Origin of the sequence: Pseudomonas sp. 9AZ, assembly GCF_902506525.1 — a bacterium.
GTDB lineage: Bacteria > Pseudomonadota > Gammaproteobacteria > Pseudomonadales > Pseudomonadaceae > Aquipseudomonas > Aquipseudomonas peli.
Genome location: NZ_LR733840.1, coordinates 3,505,258 through 3,529,866, shown reverse-complemented (window position 1 = coordinate 3,529,866; position 24,609 = coordinate 3,505,258). Strand labels below are relative to the sequence as shown.

Here is a 24,609-nt window from a genome sequence, read left to right as displayed (position 1 = left end):
GTCTTGTTTATGCGTATTGCGTTATTGCTGGCTGCCGCGCTGTTGAGTGCCTGTCAGGCCTCGTTACCGGCTTTACCCGCCTGGCAAAGCCCGGAAGGATTACAACATCCTGAGCTTGGGCAGATTGTTGAGCTGCGTACTGGCGCGCGGCTGACGCCTGAGCAACTGCTGACGCGCTTGGCCGCGGCACCCAAAGTGCTGGTCGGCGAGCGGCATGACAATCCCGATCACCATGCGCTGCAGCTCTGGCTGTTGCGGGCACTGGCAGCGCAGCGGCCGCAAGGCAGTCTGCTGCTGGAAATGCTGACGCCGGATCAGCAGGTCAAGGTTGGTCATGTGCGCGCTGCTATCGCGGCAGGGCAGGCGCCGCAGGACATCTTGGGTGCTTTGAACTGGCAGCCAGGCTGGGCTTGGTCGCTGTATGGGCCGCTGGTGCAGCATGCGCTGCGTCAGCCTTATCCGTTGCTGGCAGCCAACCTTGAGCGCCGCGAAGTCATGCAAATTTACGCTCAGGTGCCGCAGCTGCAAGGCCAGGCTTCTACAGCGCAGCCAGTGCATGAGGCGCTGTTTGAACAGATTCGCCAGTCGCACTGCAACCTGCTGCCGGAAAGTCAGTTGCCCGCCATGCTCGCCGTGCAGCAACAGCGTGACCGGCGTATGGCCGAAGCCCTGCTGGCTGCGCCGGCGCCAAGTCTGCTGTTTGCTGGCGCCTTCCATGTGCGCCGTGAGTTGGGTGTGCCGCTGCATCTGCAGGATTTAGGTGCAGCCGAAGGTGTGCAGGTGCTGATTTTGGCAGAGGTCGGCAGCCAGGTTGACGCTGAGTCGGCCGATTACGTCTGGTACACGCCAGCGCAACCTGAGCAGGACCACTGCGCAAAACTGCGACCCTAGCCCGATTTGCCTGCGGCTGAGCAGGTAGTCTGCGGTTTTCACCGGAGACTGCTGATGCCAGCCGCTGCCCACGCCCTGCTTACCCGCTACTTCAACGCCCTCAACGAGCGCGACAGCCGCGCCTGCCTGGCCCTGCTCAGCGACGATGTGTTGCTGGACATCAACCAGGGCCCGCGCGAGCAGGGCGTACAAGCCTTTGCCGATTACCTGGAGCGCACCCAACGCTGCTACCGCGAAAGCATCGATAACCTGCAGATACTCACCGAGCCGAGCGGGCAGCGCGCCGCCTGCGAATTCACCCTGAGCGGCGAATACCTGAGCACCGATGATGGCCTGCCAGACGCCTGTGGGCAGAGCTATCAGCTGACGGCGGCGAGTTTCTTCGAGATTCGCGACGGCAAGATCTGCCGCGTAAGCCAGCATTTCAATCTGCCTGAGTGGTTGGCGCAGGTCGATTTCTAAAGGCTGGTAAGCGTACTTTTCGATAGGCAAAAAAAGACCCGGCAAGAGCCGGGTCAATAACCGTGATTAGCCTGATGAGGAGATAATCTGAAGAGGCCGACTGAAGGTCTCTTAAGCTTATCGGCTGATCTCGCGACCAGTTGCGATAATAATAACAATTCTCATTTTCAAGTCAATGCCTTCAAACAAACTTTTTTATCTGCATGCCTACTACCTACTCCGCCCATAAACAAACAACCCGACACGAGGTCGGGTTGTTTAGGCTGCAAGCGGGTTTCAGGACACTTCGGCCGGTAGGCGCAGCTGCGTGACTTCCTTGTTCAGCAGGTCGATACGCTTGGCCATGCTTTCGATCAGGCTGTGGGCAATCCGCGGGTTGCTTTGCATCAGGCTGAGGAACTGCTCTTTGGGAATGACCATCACGGTGCAGGGCTCGCTGGCCAGCACCGTGGCGCTGCGCTTCTCGCGGGTGAACACCGCCATGGCGCCGAAGATTTCATCCTTCTGCACGTCACCGACCTTGTGCCCGTCGACGTACGCCTCGGCATGGCCTTCGATGATGATAAAGACGTTGTCGGCGACGTCGCCCTGATGGATCAGCTCTTCACCTGCCGCAAAGTGCTGGAAGCCGGTGGACGGGCGAATTTCAGGCTGTTTCAAACGTGCGAGGGCATCGGACAACAGGGCAGTGTGGCCGATCAGGTACTGGATAAACAGTTCCTGGCGTTGTTCGCTGGCATAGATGTGTTTGAACACGTCGCTGCGTGAATAGGGAATCAGACTCAGCTGTTCTTCACTGCTGTAGCGGCAGCTGGGCATGTCCAAGCCTTGGCGCAAGCCTACCAGGTCGCCTTCCTGCAGATAAAACAGCGGACGCTCATCGACAACGGCATGCAACAGGCCATTTTCAATGATGAATAACTGATTGCCCGGCAGCATCTTGGCCAAGTCTTCTGCGCGTTCAAGCTGTAGTGGCGATCCAGCAGGTGCAAGCCCATCGAGCAATTGAGTGGGGATGCTTTGTAGTCGGTTGATCAGCTGATCGGCGTAGGCCGGTTGCTCCCCGAGTAAATACATGAGCGAATATCCTTGAACTGGCTGGGCATACTAAACCGCACGAACGTCCCTAAAACAATAGTTGCCAGCGCGCTTCAGGTAAATCAAAAGCCTGAGAGGTTGTGAGCTAGCTCTTGTTGTGGGGTGAACTTTCATTGAGCTGGCCATTGAGTTCGGCTTTATGCCCAGGTGGCAGTTCGTTCCAGTGCACATCCAGCAGTGCGCCTTCAATCGCATACAACAGCACTTTAGATGCCCTGAAACCCCTTGCGCGAACGGCCCGGTAGGCGCTGACGGCCCCTAGCCGCCGCAGGTCATTCGCGCTGTGGATACCGACTGCGTGTAACCACTGAGCTGAGGTTTTGCCGAGGTTCTTCAAATGTTGCAGTTCATCGTTCATCAAGCCTCCTTGCGCTGTTGAGCCGTTGTGCGGTGGAGTCAGTTTGGCGTACCTGCCAGAAAGTGTAGCGGCCAGCGGACAAAGCGTGGCTGTTTGGCATCACCCCAGATTTGCTGCAGTTCGGGCAGTAATTGGGACACCGGATCCGTAGCATTTTCCTGCTCATAGCGCTGAACCGCCGACCAGGTACGCAGGTAGTCCAGCAGGTGTTCCAACGTCCAGCTGCTTTCGATCGCCGAGGCCGGCGGAGTGCATGGGGTAAAGGGATTGTCGATATCGCTGTAGCCGACATCGACACTGGCGCGGCCTGCAGGCCAATAGCCGCCGAGGGTATTCCAGTAAAGATCGTCGATCAGTGCGTCCAACTCATCGTCAATGCGCATCAGGCTGTAACACCAGGCACAGAACACGCCGCCAGGCTTGAGCAGGCGACGCACTTCGCTGAAGAACGCTGGAGTGGCGAACCAGTGCAGTGCCTGCGCTACCACGATCAGGTCCAGGCTGTGATTAGGCAGCGGTTGCGCATGCGCTTCGGCGACGAACCGTTGCACCCCCGCGTAATTCTTGCCGGCTACCACTTGTTTAAGGCTGGCATCACTGGCCAGCACCTGCTTGAAATGCTGCCGCAGTGGGCGACTGGCCTGCCCGCTGCCGCACGCAATGTCCAGTGCCCGTTGGTGTGAGGCGCATTGCGCGGCCAGCCAGGAAAACAGACTGGCTGGATAGTGCGGGCGAAAACTGGCGTAAGCATCTGCTCGGGCACCGAACAGTTGGCTCACGTCGTTGCCGCTCACCGGGTGTTATAGCGCAGGCGGGTGCCGAAATTAACCGACATCAGAATCTCGTCAGCTGTCAGTTCGACTGGGAAGTAAGCGCCAGAAATCTGCGCGTGGGCCAGGCTGGCACCTTGCAGTTGAGCGTCGCGCAGGTCCAGGCCGCGTAAATCGGCGCCGCGGAAGTAAGCGTTGGTGAAGTTGATGCCCTGTGCGTCAAGGGCGCGCAGGTCAAGCCCGCGAAAGTCACCGTCGCTCAGGTCGACTATGACATCCTTGGGCTTCTGAGCATTGAAGGCTGAGATTTTTTCATTGTGGATCAGGGCATACAACGGGTTATCCAGTTGTCTGGGCTGACTCATGGGGCATCTCCATATGAGGGTTATCCTCAGTATAGAAGTCGCGGCGCGCTCTGCTCGCGCCGCGGATGCGTTTCCCTGAACTGATTAAACGCCCGGCAAGCGCTGGCGAATACGTGCGATCAGGGTATCCAGGCTGGCGCTTTCGTGGGTGTCGACGCGCTTGCTGTGCAGCAGCTCCTGCTCACTCAGTGCTTCGCGGCTGGCGTGTTGGGCCTTGACAACGTCCATGGTGGCGTCGGACGGGTCGTTGCCGGCGGCGTTGCGTTGCTCCAGCCAACTGGCAATTACTTCATCTGGGGCGTGGCATTCCAAAATAAGAAAAGGCGCGCCGCAGTTCTCTGCGACCTGGCCCGCCGCATCGCGCTGTGCGTGCTTCAGGTAAGTGGCGTCGATCACGACCGGAAAACCAGCGCGCAATGTGGCTTCGGCGAGCTGGTGCAGGCGTTGGTAGGTAGCGGCACTGGCGTCTTGGGTATAGATGCCGGCGCTGAGCTTGCCGAGGTCGGTATCTTTCTGTTCACCGAACAGGCGTTTGCGTTCCACATCCGAACGCAGGCGAACAGCGCCGAGCGCCTCAACCAGACGCATGGCCACATGGCTTTTGCCGACAGCGGAAACACCGTGGGTAATGGCCAGGAAGCTTGACGGGATGGCGCTGTAGCTTTCTGCCAGGTTGGCGTAGTTGCGGTACTGGCGCAGGGTCACGGCCTTTTGCACAGCATCGGTCTGATGGGCCAGGCTAAACAACGCAACCTTGGCGCGTACCAGGGCGCGATAGGCTTTGTAGAAATTCAGCAGCTCCAGAGCGGCGTAATCACCGGTGTGCTCCAGCCAGGCATTGACGAAGCGCCAGGCATGGGCCTTGAGGCCCCGGTCTTCCAAGTCCATCGCGAGGAAAGCGGCGTCCGAGGCGATGTCGATCAGACGGAACGGTTCGTTGAATTCAATGCAGTCGAACAGCACCACCTGATCGTCCAGCAGCGTGGCATTACCCAGATGGATGTCGCCGTGGCATTCGCGAATCGAGCCATTGGCCGCGCGTGCGGCCAGCAGCGGTTCAAGGCGCGCGCAGTTAGCTTCGGTCCAGGCTTCAAGAGCTTCCAATTGCTGCAGGTCGGCTGCGTCGCTGAGCATTGGACGGATCTGTTCGAAGTTCTGCCGCATGGGAGCGACGATTGCTTCAGGGGTACATAGCGTATGGCTGGCTGCGACGGCTGGGGTCGAACCGTGGAAGTCGGCAATCTGTTTGGCCAGGGCATCGATATGCGCTTCGCTCAGTTCACCACGCGCCTGCACCTCACTGAGTAGCTGGCTTTGTGGGAATTGACGCATTTTCAGCGCGTATTCGATAACAGGACCGTCGCTGCCAAATTGCGGTGCATCGACGCTGCCGCTGATCGGCAGTACTTCCAGGTAAAGACCCTGGGTTAGGCGTTGGTTGAGGCGCAGCTCTTCCTTGCAGAAGTGTTCGCGTGCGCTCAGCTCGGTGAAGTCGAGAAAGCCGAAATTCACCGGTTTCTTGAGCTTGTAGGCAAAGGGGCCGGTGAGCACCACCCAGGAAATATGGGTTTCGATGACCTGGAACTGCTCTACAGGATGAGGGTAGAGGGCCGGGTTCTGCAGTGCGGTGATCAGAGCTTGGCTCACGGGCGATCCTTGGCGTTGTGCTGATATAAGAGGCGGCCATTATGGCCGCTCAACGCCAGTCTGCAAACCGCTGAGCTGGCCTGCTGGCAAGTGGGCAAAGTGCGTATAATGCCGCGCCATGACTCGTACCCGATCTTCTCGTCCCCGTTCTAAACGCCGTTCCGGCGGTATGCGCCCCTGGTTGGGCTGGGCTATCAAGCTCGGTCTGGTTGGTTTGGTGGTGCTTGCCGTGTTTGCGGTTTATCTCGATGCTGTGGTGCAGGAGAAGTTCTCCGGCAAGCGCTGGACTGTGCCCGCCAAGGTCTATGCCAGGCCGCTGGAGTTGTTCGTTGGGCAGAAACTGGCCAAGGATGACTTCCTCAAGGAGCTGGATGCCTTGGGCTATCGCCGTGAAAGCGCGGTGGCTGGCCCCGGCGGTGTGTCGGTGGCGGGCAACAATATCGAGCTGCATTCACGCGGCTTTCAATTTTATGAGAGCACTGAGCCTTCGCAGCGCGTGCGCGTGCGCTTCTCCGGCGACTATGTCGCGGGCCTGACTCAGGCCGGCGGCGGTAACCTGGCAGTAGCCCGGCTTGAACCGTTGCTGATTGGCGGGCTGTATCCGGCGCACCAGGAAGACCGCGTGCTGATCAAGCTGGAGCAGGTGCCACCTTATTTGGTGGAAACCCTTGTGGCGATTGAAGACCGTGAGTTCTTCAATCATTTCGGCGTGTCGCCCAAAGGCATTGCCCGCGCCGTATGGATCAACGCCACTGCCGGTCAGCTGCGTCAGGGGGGCAGTACCCTGACTCAGCAGTTGGTAAAGAACTTCTACCTGACCAACGAGCGCACTCTGGTCCGCAAGGCTACCGAAGCCATGATGGCGGTGTTGCTGGAGTTGCATTACGACAAGAAGGATATCCTTGAGGCTTACCTCAACGAGGTTTTCCTTGGTCAAGATGGCCAGCGTGCAGTGCACGGTTTTGGCTTGGCCAGCCAATACTTCTTTAGTCAGCCTCTCTCCGAGTTGAAACTTGATCAAGTCGCACTGCTGGTCGGTATGGTCAAAGGGCCAACCTACTACAACCCGCGGCGCAACCCGGAGCGGGCGCTGGAACGGCGCAATCTGGTGCTTGATGTACTGGCCGCACAGGGTGTCGCCAGTGTTGAAGAAGTGGATGCCGCGAAGCAGAAACCGTTGGGTATCACGCGGCGCGGTAGCTTGGCAGACAGCTCGTTCCCAGCCTTCCTTGACCTGGTCAAACGCCAGTTGCGCGAGGATTACCAGGAGCAGGATCTCACTGAAGAAGGTCTGCGCATTTTCACCAGCTTCGATCCGATCATGCAGCTGAAAGCCGAAAGTGCGTTGGCCGGCACGCTGAAGCGCTTGTCTGGGCGCAAAGGGGTTGATCAGGTGGAAGCGGGCATGGTGGTGACCAGCCCAGAAAGCGGTGAGGTGCAGGCCATTATTGGTAGCCGTCAGCCACGCTTTGCCGGTTTCAACCGTGCTCTGGATGCGGTGCGGCCAATTGGCTCGCTGATCAAGCCAGCCATCTACCTGACCGCGCTGGAGCGGCCGAGCCAATACACTCTGACCAGTTTGCTTGAAGATCAGCCGTTCTCGATCAAGGGCCAGGACGGTCAGGTGTGGCGCCCACAAAACTATGACCGTAAGGCCCATGGCACCATTTACCTGTACCAGGGCTTGGTTAACTCCTACAACCTGTCAACCGCAAAGCTGGGGCTGGAAATCGGCGTGCCGGAAGTGCTGAAGACGCTGAGCCGTTTAGGTGTCGAGCAGGAATGGCCGGCCTATCCGTCGATGCTGCTGGGCGCTGGTGGGTTGAGCCCGATGAGCGTGGCGAGCATGTACCAGACCTTGGCTAATGGCGGCTTCAATACGCCGTTGCGCGGTATTCGTGCGGTGTTGACGGCGGAGGGGGAACCCCTCAAGCGCTACCCGTATCAGATTCAGCAGCGCTTCGACAGCGGTGCCATTTATCTGCTGCAGAACGCCATGCAACGCACGATGTCAGAAGGTACTGGGCGCTCGGTCTACAGCCAACTGCCGCGTTCGTTGGCACTCGCCGGTAAGACCGGCACCAGTAACGACTCCCGTGACAGTTGGTTCGCCGGCTTCAGCCAGGATGTCCTGGCCGTGGTTTGGTTGGGGCGTGATGACAATGGCCCGACACCGCTGACCGGTGCTACCGGTGCGCTGCAGGTGTGGACGGACTTTATGCGTCAGGCCGATCCGTTGCCGCTGGATATGCCTGTGCCGGACAACGTGGTGCTGGCCTGGGTGGATGCGAGCAGCGGCCAAGGTACGGACCCGAGTTGTCCGAATGCAGTACAGATGCCGTATATTCGCGGCAGCCAGCCTGTCGCCGGGCCGGCCTGTGGTATTCAGGCACCGGTCAATGAAGTGATGGATTGGGTACGCGGCTGGTTGGATTAAGCGAAGAGGGTGTGACGTGAATAAGTGGTTGATTCCAGCTGTAACGGTTTCGCTGGTACTGGCGGGTTGCAGCAGTGTGCCGCGTGGCTCGATTCCGGTAGTTGAAGGTGGAACTGCGGTCGCCGGCGCGCAGTCAGGTACGCCTGGCAGCTATGGCGCCCCAGTTACACAGCCTCAGGCCCTGCCGGAAGACTCCGGCGTGGTCGTGATGGTGCCAGGTGGTGGTGGGAGTTCTGCGCCGATTCAGTCGTTCCCGGCGACCAATGCACCGTTGGACACCGGCACAACATCGCAGCCTTGGAGTGCTTCGGCGCCTGCTACGACTCAAGGTGGCTATGTCGCTCCTGCGCCCAGTGGCATTCCAAGTGGTGGTTTGGCCATGGATGAGCAGCTTGACGGGCCGGTTCTGGCCTTGTTGACGACTGCCCAGCAACAGCAGGGCGGTGGCGATCTGAACGGTGCCGCTTCCAGCCTGGAGCGCGCTCAGCGCATTGCGCCACGTGAGCCGCAGGTGCTCTACAAGCTCGCCGAGGTGCGCTTGGCTCAAGGTGATGCGGCGCAGGCCGAGCAATTCGCTCGGCGCGGCCTTAGCTATGCCAGCGGCCGTCCGGCGTTGCAGGCCAGCCTGTGGAACCTAATTGCTCAAGCGCGCGAGCGTCAAGGCGATGCTGCCGGTGCTGCGCAGGCCCGTGAGCAGGCGCGAGTTAATCTCTAATGGATGCGCGTGTGCTTGCGGTAGCGGAGCAGCTGTTGCTCATTGAGCGAGAGTTGCGCGTGCAGGGTTGGTGGGACGCGCAGGCGCCCAGCGCGCAGGCGTTGTCCAGTCAGGAGCCATTTTGTGTCGACACGCTTGCGTTCGAGCAGTGGCTGCAGTGGATATTCTTACCGAGAATGAAGCAAATGGTGGAGGCGGGGGCCGCATTGCCCCGTGTTTCCGGAATTCAGCCGATGGCCGAGCAGGTGTTTGGTGGCCAGGCCAAAAAGGCCAGAGAACTGATCAAGCTGCTGGGTGAGTTCGATCAGTTGATTGCTGGCGCGACCTGAGTCGCGCCAGCGACTTACTTGCAGTTTTCGGCGATCGCCTTCTGTGCTTCGCTGATACGGCTTTGGCGCTCTTCTTCGCTTAGGCGACGCACCTCACCCTCTACCTCCATACGTATGCGTGGATTGTTTTCCAGCTGCGAAAGGTTGGTGCGCACATCTGCGCAGTACTTCTTGCGCTCTACTTCTTTGGCCGCAATATCCTGTTTGACCTTTTCATCGATTGCTGCCTGCTCGGGGTCGGCGATACTCTCGAAGGTAGGTGCTGCTTTCTTTTCTTCCGCAACAGCAGGCTTTGGCGGTGGTGCTGCAGTGTTGACGCTGGTGGCGTCTTGGCCTTGTGGCGGCTGTGCGCTGAAGTGCGTCACGCCTTGGGCATCGACCCACTTATAAACCTGGCTGGCCATGGCGGTGGCGCTCATGGCGAGCAGCAAGCTGCTGGTGATCATCATGCGGCGCATGCGGTTTCCTTATGTTGAGCTGCGGTGCCTGCTGACTACTATAACCAAATTGTCTGAATCGTCATCCTGCGCTGCGTCACAGCAGAAGATTGCAGATTCAATCACGGATTACTTGACTTGGTCGCGCCGAATCCCAACAATTCCACGCTCGCTGTAGTGGAGTCCGCCGCAAGCAGGCTTTAGCTCAGTAGACATGAGGCGCACACCCGCGCCGACCTGTTACACCCGCAACGCGTTACCTCGCGCTGGGTGGGAAAACCCCGCAACACTTTGGGGAGTTCCCAATACTTGCTCAGTTGTAGCTGACGTAGTCGGCGACCACCGTCGCTCATGCTCTGCTGGCAGTAAACCTATCTTAGGCCGTCCTCCTTGTTGGGCGGTTTTCTGGCGTTTTAGAGGTGAACAACGTGGAGCTTTTATCCGGCGCTGAAATGGTCGTCCGCTTTTTGCGTGACGAAGGCGTTAAGAACATCTATGGGTACCCAGGCGGTGCTCTTCTACACATCTACGATGCCCTGTTCAAAGAACCGGAAGTGCAACACATCCTGGTTCGTCACGAGCAAGCGGCTACTCATATGGCTGACGGCTATGCCCGCGCCACCGGTAAAGCCGGTGTGGTGCTGGTAACCTCGGGTCCTGGTGCAACCAATGCCATTACTGGTATTGCCACTGCCTATATGGACTCCATTCCGATGGTGGTTTTGTCCGGTCAGGTGCCAAGCACCATGGTCGGTACTGATGCCTTCCAGGAAACCGACATGATCGGTATCTCCCGGCCGATCGTGAAGCACAGCTTTATGATCAAGCACGCTTCGGAGATCCCAGAAGTCTTGAAGAAGGCCTTCTATCTGGCGCAATCCGGTCGTCCTGGTCCGGTGGTCGTGGATATCCCGAAGGACATGACCAACCCGGCTGAGAAGTTTGAGTACGTCTATCCGAAGAAGGTCAAGCTGCGCTCCTACAGTCCGGCTCTGCGCGGTCATTCCGGGCAGATCCGTAAGGCCGCTGAACTGCTGCTGACTGCTAAGCGTCCAGTCATCTACTCCGGTGGTGGTGTGATCATGGGCGGTGCTGCAGCGCCGCTGACCGAGCTGGCGCAGATGCTCAACCTGCCAGTCACCAACACCCTGATGGGCTTGGGCGGTTATCCAGGGACTGATCGCCAGTTCCTCGGCATGCTCGGTATGCACGGCAGCTACACCGCCAACCTGGCAATGCACCACGCCGATGTGATTCTGGCGGTTGGCGCACGCTTCGATGACCGCGTGATCAACGGCGCGAGCAAGTTCTGCCCGAATGCCAAGATTATCCACGTTGATATCGATCCGGCCTCCATCTCCAAGACCATCAAGGCCGATATCCCAATCGTCGGTCCGGTTGATAGCGTGATGACCGAGATGGTCGCGATCCTTAAAGAGATCGGCGAGCAGCTGAACAAGGACGCCCTGGCAAGCTGGTGGAAGCAGATCGAAGAGTGGCGTGGCGGTCGCATCATGTTCCCTTACGACAAGGGCGACGGCAGCATCATCAAGCCGCAGACCGTGATCGAGACGCTGTCCGAAGTCACCGGTGGCGACGCGTTTGTGACCTCCGACGTTGGTCAGCACCAGATGTTTGCTGCCCAGTACTACCGCTTCAACAAACCGAACCGTTGGATCAACTCCGGCGGCCTGGGCACCATGGGCTTTGGTTTCCCTGCAGCTATGGGTGTCAAGTTGAGCTTCCCGGATGACGAAGTCGCCTGCGTAACCGGTGAAGGCAGCATCCAGATGAACATCCAGGAGCTGTCGACCTGCCTGCAGTACGGTTTGCCGGTGAAGATCGTCAACCTGAACAACGGCGCGCTGGGTATGGTGCGCCAGTGGCAGGACATGAACTACGGTAGCCGCCACTCGCATTCCTACATGGAATCGTTGCCAGACTTCGTCAAGCTGGCCGAGGCTTATGGCCATGTCGGCATGCGCATCACTGATCTCAAGGATCTAAAACCGATGATGGAGGAAGCCTTCGCGATGAAAGATCGCCTGGTGTTCCTCGACATTCAGGTTGATACCAGTGAGCACGTCTATCCGATGCAGATCAAAGACGGTGCAATGCGCGATATGTGGCTGAGCAAGACGGAGCGTACCTAATCATGCGACACATTATTTCCCTGCTGCTGGAAAACGAGCCCGGCGCATTGTCCCGCGTGGTCGGTCTGTTCTCGCAACGCAACTACAACATCGAAAGCCTGACTGTGGCGCCAACTGAAGACCCGACCCTGTCGCGTCTGACGTTGACCACTGTGGGTCATGATGAAGTGATTGAGCAGATCACCAAGAACCTCAACAAACTGGTTGAAGTGGTCAAGTTGGTCGACCTGTCGGAAAGCGCTCACGTCGAGCGCGAGCTGATGCTGGTAAAGGTCAAGGCCACTGGTGCTCAGCGCGCTGAAGTGAAGCGTACCACTGACATTTTCCGCGGGCAGATCGTCGATGTGACCAGCAGTGTGTACACCATTCAGCTGGCCGGCACGAGCGACAAGCTGGACAGCTTTATCCAGGCCATCGGAACTGCGTCGATTCTGGAAACCGTGCGCAGTGGCGTTACCGGCATTGCCCGTGGCGACAAGGTGTTGAGCATCTGATTGCGTTGCACTGATAAAACGAAAAGCCCTCAGCGAGATCCCTGAGGGCTTTTTGCGTTTCTGGGGTGGCACGTAGTCGGAACTTAGCGTTGGCGATTCCAGAAAGCGTTAATGAGCGGATCTTTAAGGCGCTTCTCCAGCGCGAACAGGCCGATGTCGTAGGCGGTTAGCGGTGGTTGAATATCGTAGATGCGGATGCGTGCGGTCAGCGGGCTGTTGTCGAGGACGATTTGCGGAACCACACCAATGCCAAAACCCAGGCTGACCATGCTGACGATGGCTTCGTTGCCGCTCACCTGGGCGTAAATGCGCGGTTTGATATTGTGGTTTTTTAACCATCGATCAGTGCGGGTCCTGGCAAGGCCTTCTTCTGAGAGAATCATCGGCACGTCTTTCCAAGTGTCCGTGCCGGGGCGCTTCAGTTGTTCCTCGGTTAACAGCTGGGGTGACAGCGGGCCGATAAAGCACAGTGCGGAACGAGCAATGGATTGAAACGCGACGCCAGTGGGCAAACTGTCTGGGCGGGCGCCGATGGCCAGGTCTTCCAGTCCTTCTTGCACACGTTCTACGGCCTTGGCCGGGTCGCCAGTGTGCAGCTTCATTTCAATGCGTGGGTAGTCCTGGCGAAAGCTGCTCAAGATGTCATAGAGAAAGCTGTAGCTAGCGGTTACCGAGCAATATAGGGAGAGCTCACCGTGCAGGATCAACTGGTCCTGCTTAAAGGTCTGGCGGATAGCTTGCCAGCCGTTCATGACCTCACTCGCATACTCGCGGAACTGTTGCCCCTCGCGGGTCAGGCGGACTGAGCGGTTGTCTCGCAGAAAAAGTGGCGCGCCCAGTTCGTCCTCGAGTTGCTTGATGCTGCGGCTGAGTGCAGAAGGGCTGACGTGTTGCTCGCGGCTGGTTTTGCCGAAGTGCAGGTTGTCGGCCAGGGAGAGAAAGAGTCTGAGTGCGTGACTATCCATGATCGTTTCAAATATCGGCATGTTGTGTTGCAAATATATCATTTTACGCAATGGGGCGGATCACTTAAGGTGTCTTCGTCGCGGTGCATGCACCCCATCCCTTTTCGATTAAAAGAGCCAAGAACATGAAAGTTTATTACGACAAAGATTGTGACCTCTCGATCATCCAGGGTAAGAAAGTTGCCATCATTGGTTACGGTTCCCAGGGCCACGCTCAAGCATGCAACCTGAAAGATTCCGGCGTTGACGTGACTGTTGGCCTGCGCAAAGGCTCGGCCACTGTTGCCAAGGCTGAAGCCCATGGCCTGAAAGTGACTGACGTTGCTTCTGCTGTAGCTGCTGCCGATCTGGTCATGATCCTGACCCCGGATGAGTTCCAATCCTCGCTGTACAAGAATGAAATCGAGCCGAACATCAAGAAAGGCGCCACACTGGCCTTCTCCCACGGTTTCGCGATTCACTACAACCAGGTTGTGCCGCGTGCTGACCTCGACGTGATCATGATCGCGCCGAAGGCTCCGGGCCACACCGTACGTTCCGAGTTCGTCAAGGGCGGCGGTATCCCTGATCTGATCGCTATCTATCAGGACGCTTCCGGCAATGCCAAGAATGTTGCTCTGTCCTACGCTGCTGGCGTGGGTGGCGGCCGTACCGGCATCATCGAAACCACCTTCAAAGACGAAACTGAAACCGATCTGTTCGGCGAACAAGCCGTTCTTTGTGGCGGTACCGTTGAACTGGTTAAGGCCGGTTTTGAAACCCTGGTTGAAGCGGGCTACGCGCCGGAAATGGCTTACTTCGAGTGCCTGCACGAACTGAAGCTGATCGTTGACCTCATGTACGAAGGCGGTATCGCCAACATGAACTACTCGATCTCCAACAACGCCGAGTACGGCGAGTACGTGACCGGTCCGGAAGTGATCAACGCTGAATCGCGTCAGGCCATGCGCAATGCTCTGAAGCGCATCCAGGACGGCGAATACGCCAAGATGTTCATCAGCGAAGGCGCAACTGGCTACCCTTCGATGACCGCCAAGCGTCGTAACAACGCTGCACACGGTATCGAAATCATCGGTGAGCAACTGCGCTCCATGATGCCGTGGATTGGTGCCAACAAAATCGTCGATAAAGCCAAGAACTAAGGTTTTGTGACGTAAGAAAAAACGCGGCCAAGGCCGCGTTTTTTCATGGTGCGGCAAGGCTTCTGGTATAAAGCCTGAGTGTTGCATGGGTGCTGGCGTGAACCCTGATCGTCAGCGTCTGTCGAAATTCTCCAAATCCGTTGCAAGGTATTGTTCATGAATGAACGTCCAGATGAGCCGCAGTCTCCCGCCGACGCCGAAAGTTTGCTGCCAATCGATGAGCATATAGAAGAAGGCCATGACGCCGAAGGGCGCAAAGTCCGTCATCGCGGTATTTATCTGCTACCCAACCTGTTTACCACGGCCAATCTGTTTGCCGGCTTCTACGCCATCATTAATGCTATGAACGGCAACTTCTATGTGGCTGCCGCCGCAGTGTTTGTTGCCATGGTGCTGGATGGTCTGGATGGGCGTGTTGCGCGCCTGACCAATACCCAGAGCGCTTTTGGTGCCGAGTACGATTCGCTGTCCGATATGGTCGCCTTTGGTGTGGCGCCTGCCTTGCTCGCGTTTGAGTGGGCGCTCGGCAGTATGGGTAAGGTCGGCTGGATGGTTGCCTTCATCTATGTAGCCGGTGCTGCGCTGCGGTTGGCGCGCTTCAATACGCAGATTGGCAGCGTCGACAAACGTTATTTTATCGGCTTGGCCAGTCCGGCTGCTGCGGGTGTGGTGGCGGGTACAGTGTGGGCCTTCAGTGATTTCGGTATCAAAGGCTCCAATATGGCTTTTGTGGTTGCAATCCTAGTGGCTGCTGCCGGCATGCTGATGGTCAGCAATATCAAGTACAACAGCTTTAAGGATCTCGACCTGAAAGGGCGTGTGCCGTTTGTGGCTATTCTGGCGGTGGTGCTGGTATTTGCGGTGGTGTTCAGTGATCCGCCTCGGATCCTGCTGATCATATTCCTGGCTTACGCGGCCTCGGGGCCTATTCAGTACTTGCTGCGCCTACGTCGCGGCAATAGCGCGTAGTTACAGCGCAGTGGTTTCGACAAAGCCGTTGAAGCGTAAGCTTCAGCGGCTTTGTCGTTTCTGCAGGCGGCGCGCAGTTGGTTTGCGTGGCTGCAGCCTTTGATTTCATGGGTATAGAAACAAAAGCGCAATAATCATTGACCTTCGTTTGCCAGTCCCTATAATGCGCACCTCTTCAGGCGTAAGTAGCTCCTTAAACTTCTTATAAAACAAGAAGTTAGATTTAAAAAGGGCTTGCAAAGCANTCGCAGCAGCTGATCAAACCCAGCGCCCCGCCAAAGGCCGCGCCTTGCACCACGGCCAAGGTCGGGATCTTCAGCTGATACAGGTTGTGCATCAGCTCGGCCAGCTCACGCGAATCAGCCAGGTTGGCGTTATAGTCCAGGGTCGCCGCGTGCTGCATCCAGGCCAGATCCGCGCCGGCGGAAAAGTGCTTGCCACGGCCGCGCAGCAGTAGGAAGCGCAGGCTTTTGTCGGCCATTACCGCGTCGAGGGCGAGAATCAGCTCGCGGATCATTTCGGCGTTAAATGCGTTGTTCTTCTCCGCACGGTTGAGCCAGAGAGTGGCAAAGCCGCGTGGGTCTGTTTGCAGTTCGAGGGTGCTGAAATTGGTCATGGTCTGTCGCTCTAGAATCCGGGGCAGGGCGTTGCCTTACATGCGGAACACGCCGAAGGTGGTCGGCTCGATTGGCGCGTTAAGGCTGGCGGACAGCGCCAGGCCCAAGATGTCGCGGGTTTGCGCCGGGTCGATAACGCCGTCATCCCACAGGCGGGCGCTGGAATAGTAAGGGTGGCCCTGGCGCTCATACTGTTCGAGGATCGGCTGCTTGAGCTTGGCTTCATCCTCGGCGGAAAAGCTCTGCCCGGCGCGGGCGGCCTGCTCGTGTTTGACCTGCACCAGCACGCCAGCGGCCTGTTCGGCGCCCATCACGCCGATGCGCGCATTCGGCCACATCCACAGAAAACGTGGATCGTAGGCGCGGCCACACATGCCGTAGTTACCGGCGCCGAAGCTGCCGCCGATGATCACGGTGAATTTCGGCACCTTGGCGCAGGCCACGGCGTTTACCAGCTTGGCGCCGTGTTTGGCGATGCCGCCGGCTTCGTACTTCTGACCGACCATAAAGCCGGTGATGTTCTGCAGGAACAGCAAAGGAATGCCGCGCTGGCAGGCCAGCTCGATAAAGTGCGCGCCTTTTTGTGCGGATTCGGCGAACAGGATGCCGTTATTGGCGAGGATCGCCACCGGATAGCCGTGGATATGCGCAAAACCGCACACCAGGGTTGCGCCAAACAGCGCTTTGAACTCATCGAATACGCTGCCATCGACGGTGCGGGCGATTACTTCACGCACATCGAAGGGCTGCTTGGCGTCTGCCGGAATCACCCCGTACAGCTCTTCGCAGTTGTACAGCGGATTGATCGGCGTACGGTTATTGAGCACGCCGAGCTTGCGCCAGTTCAGATTGCTGATGCTGCGCCGGGCAAGGGCCAGGGCGTGTTCGTCGTTATCGGCGTAGTGGTCAGCCACGCCTGAAGTTTTGCAGTGCACATCGGCACCGCCAAGGTCTTCGGCGCTGACCACCTCACCGGTGGCGGCTTTTACCAGCGGCGGGCCGGCGAGGAAGATGGTGGCTTGATTGCGCACCATGATCGCCTCATCCGCCATAGCCGGCACATAGGCGCCACCAGCGGTGCAGGAGCCCATGACCACGGCGATCTGCGGGATGCCCATGGCCGACATATTGGCCTGGTTAAAGAAGATCCGCCCGAAGTGCTCGCGGTCCGGGAATACTTCATCCTGGCGCGGCAGGTTAGCGCCGCCGGAATCCACCAGATAGATACACGGCAGGCGGTTCTGCTGGGCGATGGTCTGCGCACGCAGGTGCTTTTTCACCGTCAGCGGGTAGTAGCTGCCGCCTTTTACCGTGGCGTCGTTGGCCACGATCATGCATTCCACACCCTCGACCCGGCCGATACCGGCCACCACGCCCGCCGCCGGCACTTCTTCGCCGTACACCTCGTGGGCGGCCAGCTGACCGATTTCGAGGAACGGCGAGCCGATATCCAGCAGGCGGTTGATCCGTTCACGCGGCAGCAACTTACCGCGCGAGGTGTGGCGTTCCTGGGCCTTGGCGCCGCCGCCTTCGTGAACGCGGGCGAGCAGGGCGCGCAGGTCGTTGACCTGGGTGAGCATCGCCGCGTGATTGGCGGCGAACTCCGGTGAACGGGTGTTGATCTGGGTGTGCAGAATGGCCATCTGGCGCGCTCCGTCAGGCTATTTGGTTTCGTTGAACAGCTCGCGGCCTATCAGCATCCGGCGGATTTCGCTGGTGCCGGCACCGATCTCGTAGAGCTTGGCGTCGCGCAGCAGGCGGCCGGCCGGGTATTCGTTGGTGTAGCCGTTGCCGCCCAACAGCTGGATGGTATCCAGGGCCATCTTGGTGGCCATTTCTGCTGTGTAGAGGATCACTGCGGCGGCGTCCTTGCGCGATTCCTCGCCGCGGTCGCAGGCCTTGGCCACGTTGTACAGGTAGGACTTGGATGCGTTCATGCCGGCATACATGTCGGCCAGCTTGCCCTGCACCAGCTGGAATTCGCCGATCGATTGCTTGAACTGCTGGCGTTCGTGCACGTAGGGCAGCACCACATCCATGCAGGCAGTCATGATCCCGGTCGGGCCGCCGGAGAGCACGGTGCGCTCGTAGTCCAGGCCACTCATCAGTACGCGCACACCGCCGCCTTCGACGCCGAGGATGTTCTCTTCTGGTACTTCACAATCCTCGAACACCAGTTCGCAGGTGTTGGATAGTGAAACGATGCATCGCCGATGGTAGTGTGGGGTTTCCCCATGTGAGAGTAGGTCATCGTCAAGCACCTATACCAAAACCCCCGATCGTGAAAACGGTCGGGGGTTTTACTTTATGCCGCGAAAACAAAACATGCCCAGCTCAGCCTTTGATAGGCAACTAAACAGGGCGTACGGTCATGAGCAATATTTACGAAACTCAAGGTGCGCTCTTTGAGCGCACCTGGCCCTTCAATTGATGGCGGCACTCAACGCTTTTGCCGGTACAAACTTAACGACTTTCTTTGCTGCGATTTGTAAGGTTTGTCCCGTTTGAGGGTTGCGGCCGGTGCGAGCGGGGCGCTCACTCACTTTTAGCTTACCGATACCCGGTAGCGTGATTTCGTCACTGTTCTCCAGTGCGTCGCTAACAATTTCACTTAACTGTTCCAGTGCTGCGCGCACGGTGCTTTTCGGTGTGTCTATGGCCTCGGCAATGTCGCTGATTAGCTGTTCTTTGGTTATAGCCATGGTTCTACTCCTTGGTTGTATAGATAGCGGTTTAGATCGTATCGCGGTGCGGCATAGGCCGTTGAAGTGAAACTGGCGCTTTTATCCGATCTAGCGCCAGTAGTCTATGCTGATGCTACTTGGCAATTCTCTTGGAGAACCAGCATGCTTCGTGCCTTCGCGAATTTAGGGTTTCGTTGGAAGATTGCGCTACCGATTATGTTGCTGGCGATTTTGTTGGTTTCGATGGGCGCCTTGGGAATGCGGGGCATTACCCAGGTTGCAGATTCAAGCACGAAACTGACTAATCGTTTTTTGCCAGGTATCAGCCTGCTTCTAAATGCCGATCGCGATCTTTATCAAGCCTTTGTTGCTGAGCGCAGCTTACTTGATGAGGGGGCGGGAGCGCATGCTGAGGCTTTGACTGCATCGCACTCAGAAAATATCCAGCAGGCTTACGAGCGCGTACATAAATTCGCAGATATGCAGCCGGGTCGAGAGGCGATGCAATTGGTTGCAGAGTTTGATAAGGGTTTCGAGCAATGGAAGGCCACATCTCAAAAGGTACTGCAGTTAGCAACCAGTGACCCCCAAGCTGCCAGCGAGTTAAGTTTTGGCGGCAGTGAAGAACAGTTTGAATCGATGCGTACAGCTATTGATAAGCTGGGTGAAATGGATGATGCAGCGGCTAATGCTGAAGGGCTTGCTGCTATCAGATTGGGCGAGACATTAAGCTGGCAGCAGGGTGTCATTATTGCTATCGGTTTAGGTGTCTGTCTGGTGCTGGTGGTGGGCTTTCCAATTCTGGTCACTGGGCCGCTGCACAAACTTTTGAATCGTATCGAGCAGATTGCTGATGGCGATGGTGATCTCCGAGTGCGCCTGGATGTCTTGTCGAGTGATGAACTCGGTAAGCTGAGTCACGCGTTCAATCGATTCCTTGATAAATTACAACCGCTAATCAAAGAGGTTGGAAGGGTTACCGGAGAGGTTGAAAGCTCTGCGCAGAATCTTGCTGGATTAGCTGCAGCCAATGATCGGTTGATTAGTAGTGAGCATGCTGCAGTCGATCAGGTCAGCACAGCTGCAACCGAGATGAGCTCAGCCGTGAATGAAGTAGCGCGTAATGCGCAAAATGCAGCTGATGCTGCGCGTGGTGCGGAGGTTCAGTCACGCGAGGGTGCACAAGTGGTCGGCGCCACGATCAACTCAATTCGCCAGCTCGCGCAAGAGGTGGAAAGTGCGTCGTTGACCATTCAGGCGCTTGAGCAAGAGGCATCAAATATCGGTGCTGTATTGGCTGTTATTCGAGGTATTGCAGAGCAAACCAACTTGTTAGCCCTCAATGCGGCCATAGAAGCTGCGCGCGCTGGAGAGCAGGGGCGCGGTTTTGCGGTTGTTGCTGATGAGGTGCGTGCATTAGCGGCGCGTACGCAGGAGTCTACTAAGGACATCCAGGTAATGATCGAGCGCCTTCAAATCGGCGTGCAGAATGCGGTTAAGGCCACCCACTCCGGGAGCAGTAAGGCAAGGCAAAGTGTTGAGCAGGCAGCTGGGGTGGATCAGGCGCTGACTGATACCAGTAATTCTGTTCAGCGCATCAATGATATGACTGCACAAATCGCTACTGCCTGTGAAGAGCAGAGCAGTGTTACTGAAGAGATTGCGCGCAACATCAGTGACATTCGAGACCTGTCGAATGAGGCGGCTCAAACCTCTGAGCAGAGTGCAGAAGCCAGTCAGCGACTATCTGAGTTGTCGCATGGTTTGAGTAAGCTGGTTGGTCGGTTTCGTGTCTAAGTCACGTGCATTTTAATGGTCTAAGTGCTTGAAACGGTTGTAACTTCAACTCAAGCCAGTACAATGGCGCGGCTCGCTTCAGTCGAGCTGCGTTATGGTGGCCCTGCCGGTCCCCTCGCAACGATCAGCCGTGAACCCGGTCAGGCCTGGAAGGGAGCAGCCGCAGCGGTGACATTGTGTGCCGAGGTGTGGCTGGTGGGGTTGCCTCCAGTTACTAAACTGGTTGATTCGTAAAGGTTTCTCACTCCAAACCACGCGGTGGTACAAGGGGTGATACAACCAATGTCCAGCATCCCTTCTTATCTTCTATTTTCACTCCAATCGGTCTATTACATCCGATCTGTGGTGCTTGACGTCTTTTGTCCGTTGTTTCATCGCAGGGAAATTCGGCGTTTTCCCCAGGCCCGCTGTAGGCGCGAAGCGTTGATCCGTGGGCGCGAGCTTTTGCTGCAAGTTCAGCGGCTTTTCACCGAAGCATTCCAAGGCATTAAGCCGTCGGTTGGGCGCCTGCGTGGCGAGTGGGAGTCTGGAGGGAAAAGGCTCGCTATCTGGGCTTCATGGTTGCGTCAGCAGCAATTGGAGTCTTTGGCTGCGGCTCCATTTGCACCGCTTCCTGAAACCACTCAGAGGGCCCCGGTAATGCAGGCGTTGGAGGCCCTACTGAAAGTAAGGCACAAAGAGCTTTTAGTGTGTGTGGTAGCTAAGCACGCTGTCCTGTTCCTTTAATGCTTTACGCATGTCTGCAGGAATGCTGCCCGAGCGCATTGCAAGCTCTAGGCGAATATCTTCAAGGCTTTGAGCGAACGCTTGCGTGTCGGTCAGTTGGGCTGCGCTCAGCACACGGCTGTATGCAGTGGCTTCGTTTGCATCCAGCAAAGAGAGCACAACCCCACCGTCTGGGCGGGGAGGGCTGAATATGGCGCGCAGCGGGGTAAACAGTTGTTCAACGAGTTCGCGGTTAATCTTGTCCATGACCATGCTCCATCCAGAGGGTGATCACTTCTGACCCCTGAGATGCTCGATGGTTCGTGAATCTTGCTAATCAAGCAGTCAGTGACTGCCGAGCGCGCTCGATGACTTGTTCCAGGTGCGCGCCACTGTACTGGCCGGGGTAGAGGCGCTGGCTGTGCTTGGCGATGCCGGCATCGTTGACGATAGTGAAGCTGAAACTGCCTTTGCGAGCAGCCAGGATGCGGCAATCAAACGGTGCAAATGCACTGGAGAGGGTGCGAATGGCATCCTGAATTTGGTGTTGAGTGTTCATTTTTTGGGTGTTTCCTAAAACAGCGGGCGCGTCATTGCGCTAAATAAAGCTCCAGGCTGTCGACTTAATGTGTCGATCGCATGTGCAGATAGGAGCTGGACTGCGCGCACAAGTTCCCATAATGGTTACGGAGTGCGGGTCGGTACGTCGGAGGCGGGCTTGAGTCAGCGCTTGCGCGGGACGGCCAGATCAGTCAGCAGGTTGGGATATGGGTTAGAGCTGTGCGGCATTACCCGTGGGTGATGCGCTCTTACCTGGAAACCATCGAGGGGGCCAAAAGGCCTGATTGACTTACAGCGTGGTACTAACTGGGCGATGATACCCGTCTGGTTAATTTTTCGCCAGTTTATTTGCAGGCAATGCTGCAGACTGGCCATTTGTGGGCTGCGCATCGGATGCAATTTGCCCCATGCTCCGTTAGGATTAGCCCCACTTTTGCTTTCCTCTCGTGACGGGTTTCGATGAGTTATCAGGTTCTTGCACGCAAGTGGCGTCCGCGCTCGTTCAACGAAATGGTTGGCCAGACGCATGTGCTCAAGGCGCTGATCAATGCGCTCGATAGCCAACGACTGCACCATGCCTATTTGTTCACGGGCACCCGTGGTGTGGGCAAGACGACGATTGCGCGGATTATTGCCAAGTGCCTGAATTGCGAGACCGGCATCAGTTCGACGCCTTGCGGAGTCTGTTCGATTTGCAAAGAGATCGATGAGGGGCGTTTTATCGACCTGATCGAAGTCGATGCCGCCAGCCGTACCAAGGTCGAAGACACCCGCGAGTTGCTCGACAACGTGCAGTATTCGCCGAGCCGTGGACGCTTCAAGGTCTACCTGATCGACGAAGTGCACATGCTTTCCACGAGCTCTTTCAACGCATTGCTGAAGACCCTGGAAGAGCCGCCCCCCCACGTCAAATTCCTCCTGGCGACCACGGATCCGCAGAAGCTGCCAGTCACGGTGTTGTCGCGCTGCCTGCAGTTTTCACTGAAGAACATGCCACCGGAGCGGGTGGTCGATCACCTCACCCATGTCCTGGCTGCGGAAAATATCCCGTTCGAAAATGACGCGCTCTGGTTGCTCGGGCGCGCGGCCGACGGTTCGATGCGCGATGCCATGAGTCTGACCGATCAGGCTATTGCCTTTGGTGAGGGTAAGGTGCTGGCCGCCGATGTGCGCGCCATGCTTGGCACCCTCGACCATGGCCAGGTCTACGGTGTACTGCACGCCCTGCTGGAGGGCGATGCGCGCGCTTTGATTGAGGCTGTGCGTCATCTGGCTGAGCAGGGGCCTGACTGGAATGGCGTGCTGTCCGAGATGCTCAATGTGCTGCACCGAGTAGCCATAGCCCAGGCCCTGCCCGAGGCGGTGGATAACGGTCAAGGTGATCGCGAGCGCGTGCTTGAGTTGGCTCGGGTTCTGCCCAGCGAAGACGTGCAGTTCTATTATCAGATGGGCTTGATCGGGCGCCGCGATCTGCCGTTGTCTCCTGAACCGCGCAGTGGCTTCGAGATGGTTTTGTTGCGCATGTTGGCCTTCCGCCCGGCGGATACCCATGATGCGCCGAGGGTGGCGCTAAAGCCGCTGGGGATTAGCCAGGCCACTGCTGATCCCGCGACCAACCCAGTGGCCGGTGCTGCAATTGCAGCACCGGCCAGTATTCCTGTTGCCGCGTCTAATGCACCGCTACCTGTTCTTCTTGTTGCTGATGTAACGCCTATGGCAGTGCCTGAGGTATCGGCTGCTGATGTACTGAATATGCAAGTCGAGCCTCAGATTAACGATGTGGTTGCATCGCAGCCTTCGCCGGTCGAGAGTGCACCTGCACCTGCACCTGCACCTGCACCTGCACCTGCACCTGTAGTAGTTGTTGATCTACCCTGGGAAGAGCCGGTTCAGGCGCCGGTTGCTGAGGTGGTTGAGCCTGTCGCCATTAATGCCCCCGAAGTGATTGCTGAAGTGATGCCGCCTGCAGAACAGGAGTCGCAACTGGCAGAGTCCGTGCCGCAGGTTGATACGGATGACGATGAGCCCCCGTTGGGCGACTACGACTATGTCGAAATGGACGCCGAATCGTTTGATTATGATTTTGACGCTGTCGAGCACGCTGCGCCGATCGAGCCGGAAGTGTTGCCGGCTGCCCAACCCGCAACCGGGCTGGCGGCAGACTGGTTAGAGTTGTTCCCGAAGCTTGGCTTGTCCGGCATGACCGGCAGCATAGGGGCTAACTGCACACTGATCAGTGTTGAAGGTGATAACTGGTTGCTGCACCTGGATCCTGCGCATTCGGCGTTGTTCAACCCGACCCAGCAGCGGCGCCTTAATGAAGCCCTCAATCAGTTTCACGGGCGTGAGCTCAAGGTGTTGATCGAGTTATGCAAGCCTGAGCAGGAAACGCCGGCGCAGGCAGCGGCAAGTAAGCGCGCCAATCGCCAGCGCGAGGCCGAGGCCTCGATCCATCAGGACCCGGTTATTCAACAAATGATTCAACAGTTTGCCGCGGTTATCCGCGCGGACAGCATTGAACCCCTAGATACTCCCGTTAACCCCTAATTACCGAGGACTTACACCATGATGAAAGGTGGCATGGCCGGCCTGATGAAGCAGGCTCAGCAAATGCAGGAAAAAATGCAGAAGATGCAGGAAGAGCTGGCAAACGCCGAAGTAACCGGTCAATCCGGTGCAGGGCTGGTCAGCGTGGTCATGACTGGGCGTCACGATGTTAAACGTGTCAGCTTGGATGACAGCTTGATGCAGGAAGATAAGGAAATCCTTGAAGACCTGATCGCCGCTGCGGTCAACGATGCCGTGCGCAAAGTAGAGCAGAACAGCCAGGACAAGATGTCAGGTATGACTGCGGGTATGCAGCTGCCACCGGGCTTCAAAATGCCGTTCTAAACGCATCCGGTCTGCGTACTTGTCTGCGCTGCAAACAGGCGTGGGTATCCTCAGCCCACGCCTGCATGGGCCTTGACCTGCAAGGACTCAGTAACTCTGTAGGGTTGTAGGTAAGCATTAG

Annotated in this window: 24 protein-coding genes, 1 other RNA gene and 2 pseudogenes; 14 read left to right on the top strand and 13 right to left on the bottom strand. The window is 57.5% G+C overall.

Annotation, left to right across the window (positions count from 1 at the left end; genetic code table 11):
* Positions 1-9: 9 nt before the first annotated feature.
* Positions 10-891: a ChaN family lipoprotein gene (locus tag ALTER154_RS16515; protein ID WP_160088620.1), complete on the top strand. Its 882-nt coding sequence runs from the start codon at positions 10-12 to the stop codon at positions 889-891.
* A 54-nt stretch (positions 892-945) separates the two neighbouring features.
* Positions 946-1,353 (top strand): nuclear transport factor 2 family protein, encoded by a 408-nt coding sequence (locus ALTER154_RS16510; protein ID WP_160088618.1) that lies wholly within the window; start codon positions 946-948, stop codon positions 1,351-1,353.
* Between the two features lie 276 nt (positions 1,354-1,629).
* Here the strand turns inward: ALTER154_RS16510 and ALTER154_RS16505 are convergent, their stop codons facing one another.
* The 5 genes from ALTER154_RS16505 to ALTER154_RS16485 all read right to left on the bottom strand — a co-directional run bounded on the left by ALTER154_RS16505 (position 1,630) and on the right by ALTER154_RS16485 (position 5,591).
* Complete coding sequence (locus ALTER154_RS16505) at positions 1,630-2,430, bottom strand: cyclic nucleotide-binding domain-containing protein (protein WP_090256024.1); 801 nt, start codon at positions 2,428-2,430, stop codon at positions 1,630-1,632.
* Between the two features lie 106 nt (positions 2,431-2,536).
* Complete coding sequence (locus ALTER154_RS16500) at positions 2,537-2,809, bottom strand: TfoX/Sxy family protein (RefSeq protein ID WP_090256025.1); 273 nt, start codon at positions 2,807-2,809, stop codon at positions 2,537-2,539.
* Between the two features lie 38 nt (positions 2,810-2,847).
* Positions 2,848-3,588 carry a class I SAM-dependent methyltransferase gene (locus ALTER154_RS16495; RefSeq protein WP_256665651.1) on the bottom strand — a complete coding sequence of 247 codons (741 nt, stop codon included), beginning with the start codon at positions 3,586-3,588 and terminating at the stop codon, positions 2,848-2,850.
* Between the two features lie 11 nt (positions 3,589-3,599).
* Complete coding sequence (locus tag ALTER154_RS16490; RefSeq protein ID WP_090256027.1) at positions 3,600-3,944, bottom strand: pentapeptide repeat-containing protein; 345 nt, start codon at positions 3,942-3,944, stop codon at positions 3,600-3,602.
* Positions 3,945-4,028: 84 nt separating this feature from the next.
* Complete coding sequence (locus tag ALTER154_RS16485) at positions 4,029-5,591, bottom strand: bifunctional aminoglycoside phosphotransferase/ATP-binding protein (RefSeq protein WP_160088614.1); 1,563 nt, start codon at positions 5,589-5,591, stop codon at positions 4,029-4,031.
* A gap of 118 nt (positions 5,592-5,709) precedes the next feature.
* On the opposite strand from ALTER154_RS16485, the gene mrcB reads away from it, so the two are divergent.
* The 3 genes from mrcB to ALTER154_RS16470 are packed head-to-tail and all read left to right on the top strand — an operon-like array spanning position 5,710 to position 9,072.
* Positions 5,710-8,028, top strand: coding sequence for a penicillin-binding protein 1B (gene mrcB / locus ALTER154_RS16480; protein ID WP_160088612.1), 2,319 nt, complete (start codon positions 5,710-5,712; stop codon positions 8,026-8,028).
* Between the two features lie 16 nt (positions 8,029-8,044).
* Positions 8,045-8,743, top strand: coding sequence for a M48 family metallopeptidase (locus ALTER154_RS16475; RefSeq protein WP_160088610.1), 699 nt, complete (start codon positions 8,045-8,047; stop codon positions 8,741-8,743).
* On the top strand, positions 8,743-9,072 hold the full coding sequence (locus ALTER154_RS16470; RefSeq protein WP_160088608.1) for a YqcC family protein: 330 nt from the start codon (positions 8,743-8,745) through the stop codon (positions 9,070-9,072). Before ALTER154_RS16475 ends, ALTER154_RS16470 begins: the two co-directional genes overlap by 1 nt.
* 14 nt (positions 9,073-9,086) lie before the next feature.
* Here ALTER154_RS16470 and ALTER154_RS16465 read toward each other — a convergent pair whose 3' ends face one another.
* The gene (locus tag ALTER154_RS16465; protein WP_160088606.1) at positions 9,087-9,530 is read right to left on the bottom strand and encodes a DUF4124 domain-containing protein; all 444 of its coding nucleotides are present in this window, start codon (positions 9,528-9,530) and stop codon (positions 9,087-9,089) included.
* A gap of 407 nt (positions 9,531-9,937) precedes the next feature.
* Between ALTER154_RS16465 and ALTER154_RS16460 the strand changes: the two genes are divergently transcribed.
* Complete coding sequence (locus tag ALTER154_RS16460) at positions 9,938-11,662, top strand: acetolactate synthase 3 large subunit (RefSeq protein ID WP_160088604.1); 1,725 nt, start codon at positions 9,938-9,940, stop codon at positions 11,660-11,662.
* 2 nt (positions 11,663-11,664) lie between these two features.
* Entirely contained in the window at positions 11,665-12,156 is a 492-nt protein-coding gene (ilvN, locus tag ALTER154_RS16455; protein WP_090256033.1) for an acetolactate synthase small subunit, read from the top strand.
* Between the two features lie 83 nt (positions 12,157-12,239).
* Here the strand turns inward: ilvN and ilvY are convergent, their stop codons facing one another.
* Positions 12,240-13,121 (bottom strand): HTH-type transcriptional activator IlvY, encoded by an 882-nt coding sequence (gene ilvY / locus ALTER154_RS16450; RefSeq protein ID WP_160088602.1) that lies wholly within the window; start codon positions 13,119-13,121, stop codon positions 12,240-12,242.
* 125 nt (positions 13,122-13,246) lie between these two features.
* Between ilvY and ilvC the strand changes: the two genes are divergently transcribed.
* Positions 13,247-14,263, top strand: coding sequence for a ketol-acid reductoisomerase (gene ilvC, locus ALTER154_RS16445; RefSeq protein ID WP_160088600.1), 1,017 nt, complete (start codon positions 13,247-13,249; stop codon positions 14,261-14,263).
* Between the two features lie 156 nt (positions 14,264-14,419).
* Positions 14,420-15,232, top strand: a complete 813-nt coding sequence (gene pssA / locus ALTER154_RS16440) for a CDP-diacylglycerol--serine O-phosphatidyltransferase (RefSeq protein WP_090256036.1) — start codon at positions 14,420-14,422, stop codon at positions 15,230-15,232.
* 245 nt (positions 15,233-15,477) lie between these two features.
* Here the strand turns inward: pssA and ALTER154_RS16435 are convergent.
* The 4 genes and pseudogenes from ALTER154_RS16435 to ALTER154_RS16420 all read right to left on the bottom strand — a co-directional run.
* The coding region (locus ALTER154_RS16435) for an enoyl-CoA hydratase-related protein (protein WP_178126367.1) at positions 15,478-15,848 on the bottom strand (371 nt) is incomplete at its 3' end.
* Between the two features lie 36 nt (positions 15,849-15,884).
* Positions 15,885-17,492 (bottom strand): carboxyl transferase domain-containing protein, encoded by a 1,608-nt coding sequence (locus ALTER154_RS16430; RefSeq protein ID WP_160088598.1) that lies wholly within the window; start codon positions 17,490-17,492, stop codon positions 15,885-15,887.
* An 18-nt stretch (positions 17,493-17,510) separates the two neighbouring features.
* Positions 17,511-18,041, bottom strand: a pseudogene (locus ALTER154_RS16425) (acyl-CoA dehydrogenase family protein); the annotation flags it as partial.
* A 231-nt stretch (positions 18,042-18,272) separates the two neighbouring features.
* Entirely contained in the window at positions 18,273-18,551 is a 279-nt protein-coding gene (locus ALTER154_RS16420; protein ID WP_160088596.1) for an HU family DNA-binding protein, read from the bottom strand.
* 144 nt (positions 18,552-18,695) lie between these two features.
* Here ALTER154_RS16420 and ALTER154_RS21360 point away from each other — a divergent pair.
* From ALTER154_RS21360 to ffs, 3 genes and pseudogenes are all read left to right on the top strand, one after another.
* Positions 18,696-19,472 (top strand): annotated as a pseudogene (locus ALTER154_RS21360) (MCP four helix bundle domain-containing protein); the annotation flags it as partial.
* Positions 19,473-19,625: 153 nt separating this feature from the next.
* Positions 19,626-20,330, top strand: coding sequence for a methyl-accepting chemotaxis protein (locus ALTER154_RS21355; protein WP_372239960.1), 705 nt, complete (start codon positions 19,626-19,628; stop codon positions 20,328-20,330).
* A 104-nt stretch (positions 20,331-20,434) separates the two neighbouring features.
* An RNA gene (gene ffs / locus ALTER154_RS16410) (signal recognition particle sRNA small type) lies at positions 20,435-20,531 on the top strand.
* Between the two features lie 483 nt (positions 20,532-21,014).
* On the opposite strand, the gene ALTER154_RS16405 is transcribed toward ffs, so the two are convergent.
* Positions 21,015-21,302, bottom strand: a complete 288-nt coding sequence (locus tag ALTER154_RS16405; protein WP_160088592.1) for a DUF3509 domain-containing protein — start codon at positions 21,300-21,302, stop codon at positions 21,015-21,017.
* A gap of 70 nt (positions 21,303-21,372) precedes the next feature.
* Positions 21,373-21,594, bottom strand: a complete 222-nt coding sequence (locus tag ALTER154_RS16400; RefSeq protein ID WP_090256116.1) for a hypothetical protein — start codon at positions 21,592-21,594, stop codon at positions 21,373-21,375.
* A gap of 461 nt (positions 21,595-22,055) precedes the next feature.
* Here ALTER154_RS16400 and dnaX point away from each other — a divergent pair, with 461 nt between their 5' ends.
* Positions 22,056-24,143 (top strand): DNA polymerase III subunit gamma/tau, encoded by a 2,088-nt coding sequence (gene dnaX / locus ALTER154_RS16395; RefSeq protein WP_160088590.1) that lies wholly within the window; start codon positions 22,056-22,058, stop codon positions 24,141-24,143.
* An 18-nt stretch (positions 24,144-24,161) separates the two neighbouring features.
* Entirely contained in the window at positions 24,162-24,488 is a 327-nt protein-coding gene (locus ALTER154_RS16390; RefSeq protein WP_090385942.1) for a YbaB/EbfC family nucleoid-associated protein, read from the top strand.
* Positions 24,489-24,609: the final 121 nt, after the last annotated feature.

What these genes read in the sequence shown, in the direction of transcription:
- ALTER154_RS16465 (WP_160088606.1), bottom strand. Translation starts at nt 9,530, where the DNA reads ATGCGCCGCATGATGATCACCAGCAGCTTGCTGCTCGCCATGAGCGCC.
- ALTER154_RS16390 (WP_090385942.1), top strand. Translation starts at nt 24,162, where the DNA reads ATGATGAAAGGTGGCATGGCCGGCCTGATGAAGCAGGCTCAGCAAATG.
- pssA (WP_090256036.1), top strand. Translation starts at nt 14,420, where the DNA reads ATGAATGAACGTCCAGATGAGCCGCAGTCTCCCGCCGACGCCGAAAGT.
- ALTER154_RS16490 (WP_090256027.1), bottom strand. Translation starts at nt 3,944, where the DNA reads ATGAGTCAGCCCAGACAACTGGATAACCCGTTGTATGCCCTGATCCAC.
- ALTER154_RS16470 (WP_160088608.1), top strand. Translation starts at nt 8,743, where the DNA reads ATGGATGCGCGTGTGCTTGCGGTAGCGGAGCAGCTGTTGCTCATTGAG.
- ALTER154_RS16420 (WP_160088596.1), bottom strand. Translation starts at nt 18,551, where the DNA reads ATGGCTATAACCAAAGAACAGCTAATCAGCGACATTGCCGAGGCCATA.
- ilvC (WP_160088600.1), top strand. Translation starts at nt 13,247, where the DNA reads ATGAAAGTTTATTACGACAAAGATTGTGACCTCTCGATCATCCAGGGT.
- ALTER154_RS16505 (WP_090256024.1), bottom strand. Translation starts at nt 2,430, where the DNA reads ATGTATTTACTCGGGGAGCAACCGGCCTACGCCGATCAGCTGATCAAC.
- ALTER154_RS16405 (WP_160088592.1), bottom strand. Translation starts at nt 21,302, where the DNA reads ATGGACAAGATTAACCGCGAACTCGTTGAACAACTGTTTACCCCGCTG.
- dnaX (WP_160088590.1), top strand. Translation starts at nt 22,056, where the DNA reads ATGAGTTATCAGGTTCTTGCACGCAAGTGGCGTCCGCGCTCGTTCAAC.
- ilvY (WP_160088602.1), bottom strand. Translation starts at nt 13,121, where the DNA reads ATGGATAGTCACGCACTCAGACTCTTTCTCTCCCTGGCCGACAACCTG.
- ilvN (WP_090256033.1), top strand. Translation starts at nt 11,665, where the DNA reads ATGCGACACATTATTTCCCTGCTGCTGGAAAACGAGCCCGGCGCATTG.
- ALTER154_RS16500 (WP_090256025.1), bottom strand. Translation starts at nt 2,809, where the DNA reads ATGAACGATGAACTGCAACATTTGAAGAACCTCGGCAAAACCTCAGCT.
- mrcB (WP_160088612.1), top strand. Translation starts at nt 5,710, where the DNA reads ATGACTCGTACCCGATCTTCTCGTCCCCGTTCTAAACGCCGTTCCGGC.
- ALTER154_RS16515 (WP_160088620.1), top strand. Translation starts at nt 10, where the DNA reads ATGCGTATTGCGTTATTGCTGGCTGCCGCGCTGTTGAGTGCCTGTCAG.
- ALTER154_RS21355 (WP_372239960.1), top strand. Translation starts at nt 19,626, where the DNA reads ATGAGCTCAGCCGTGAATGAAGTAGCGCGTAATGCGCAAAATGCAGCT.
- ALTER154_RS16510 (WP_160088618.1), top strand. Translation starts at nt 946, where the DNA reads ATGCCAGCCGCTGCCCACGCCCTGCTTACCCGCTACTTCAACGCCCTC.
- ALTER154_RS16430 (WP_160088598.1), bottom strand. Translation starts at nt 17,492, where the DNA reads ATGGCCATTCTGCACACCCAGATCAACACCCGTTCACCGGAGTTCGCC.
- ALTER154_RS16400 (WP_090256116.1), bottom strand. Translation starts at nt 21,594, where the DNA reads ATGAACACTCAACACCAAATTCAGGATGCCATTCGCACCCTCTCCAGT.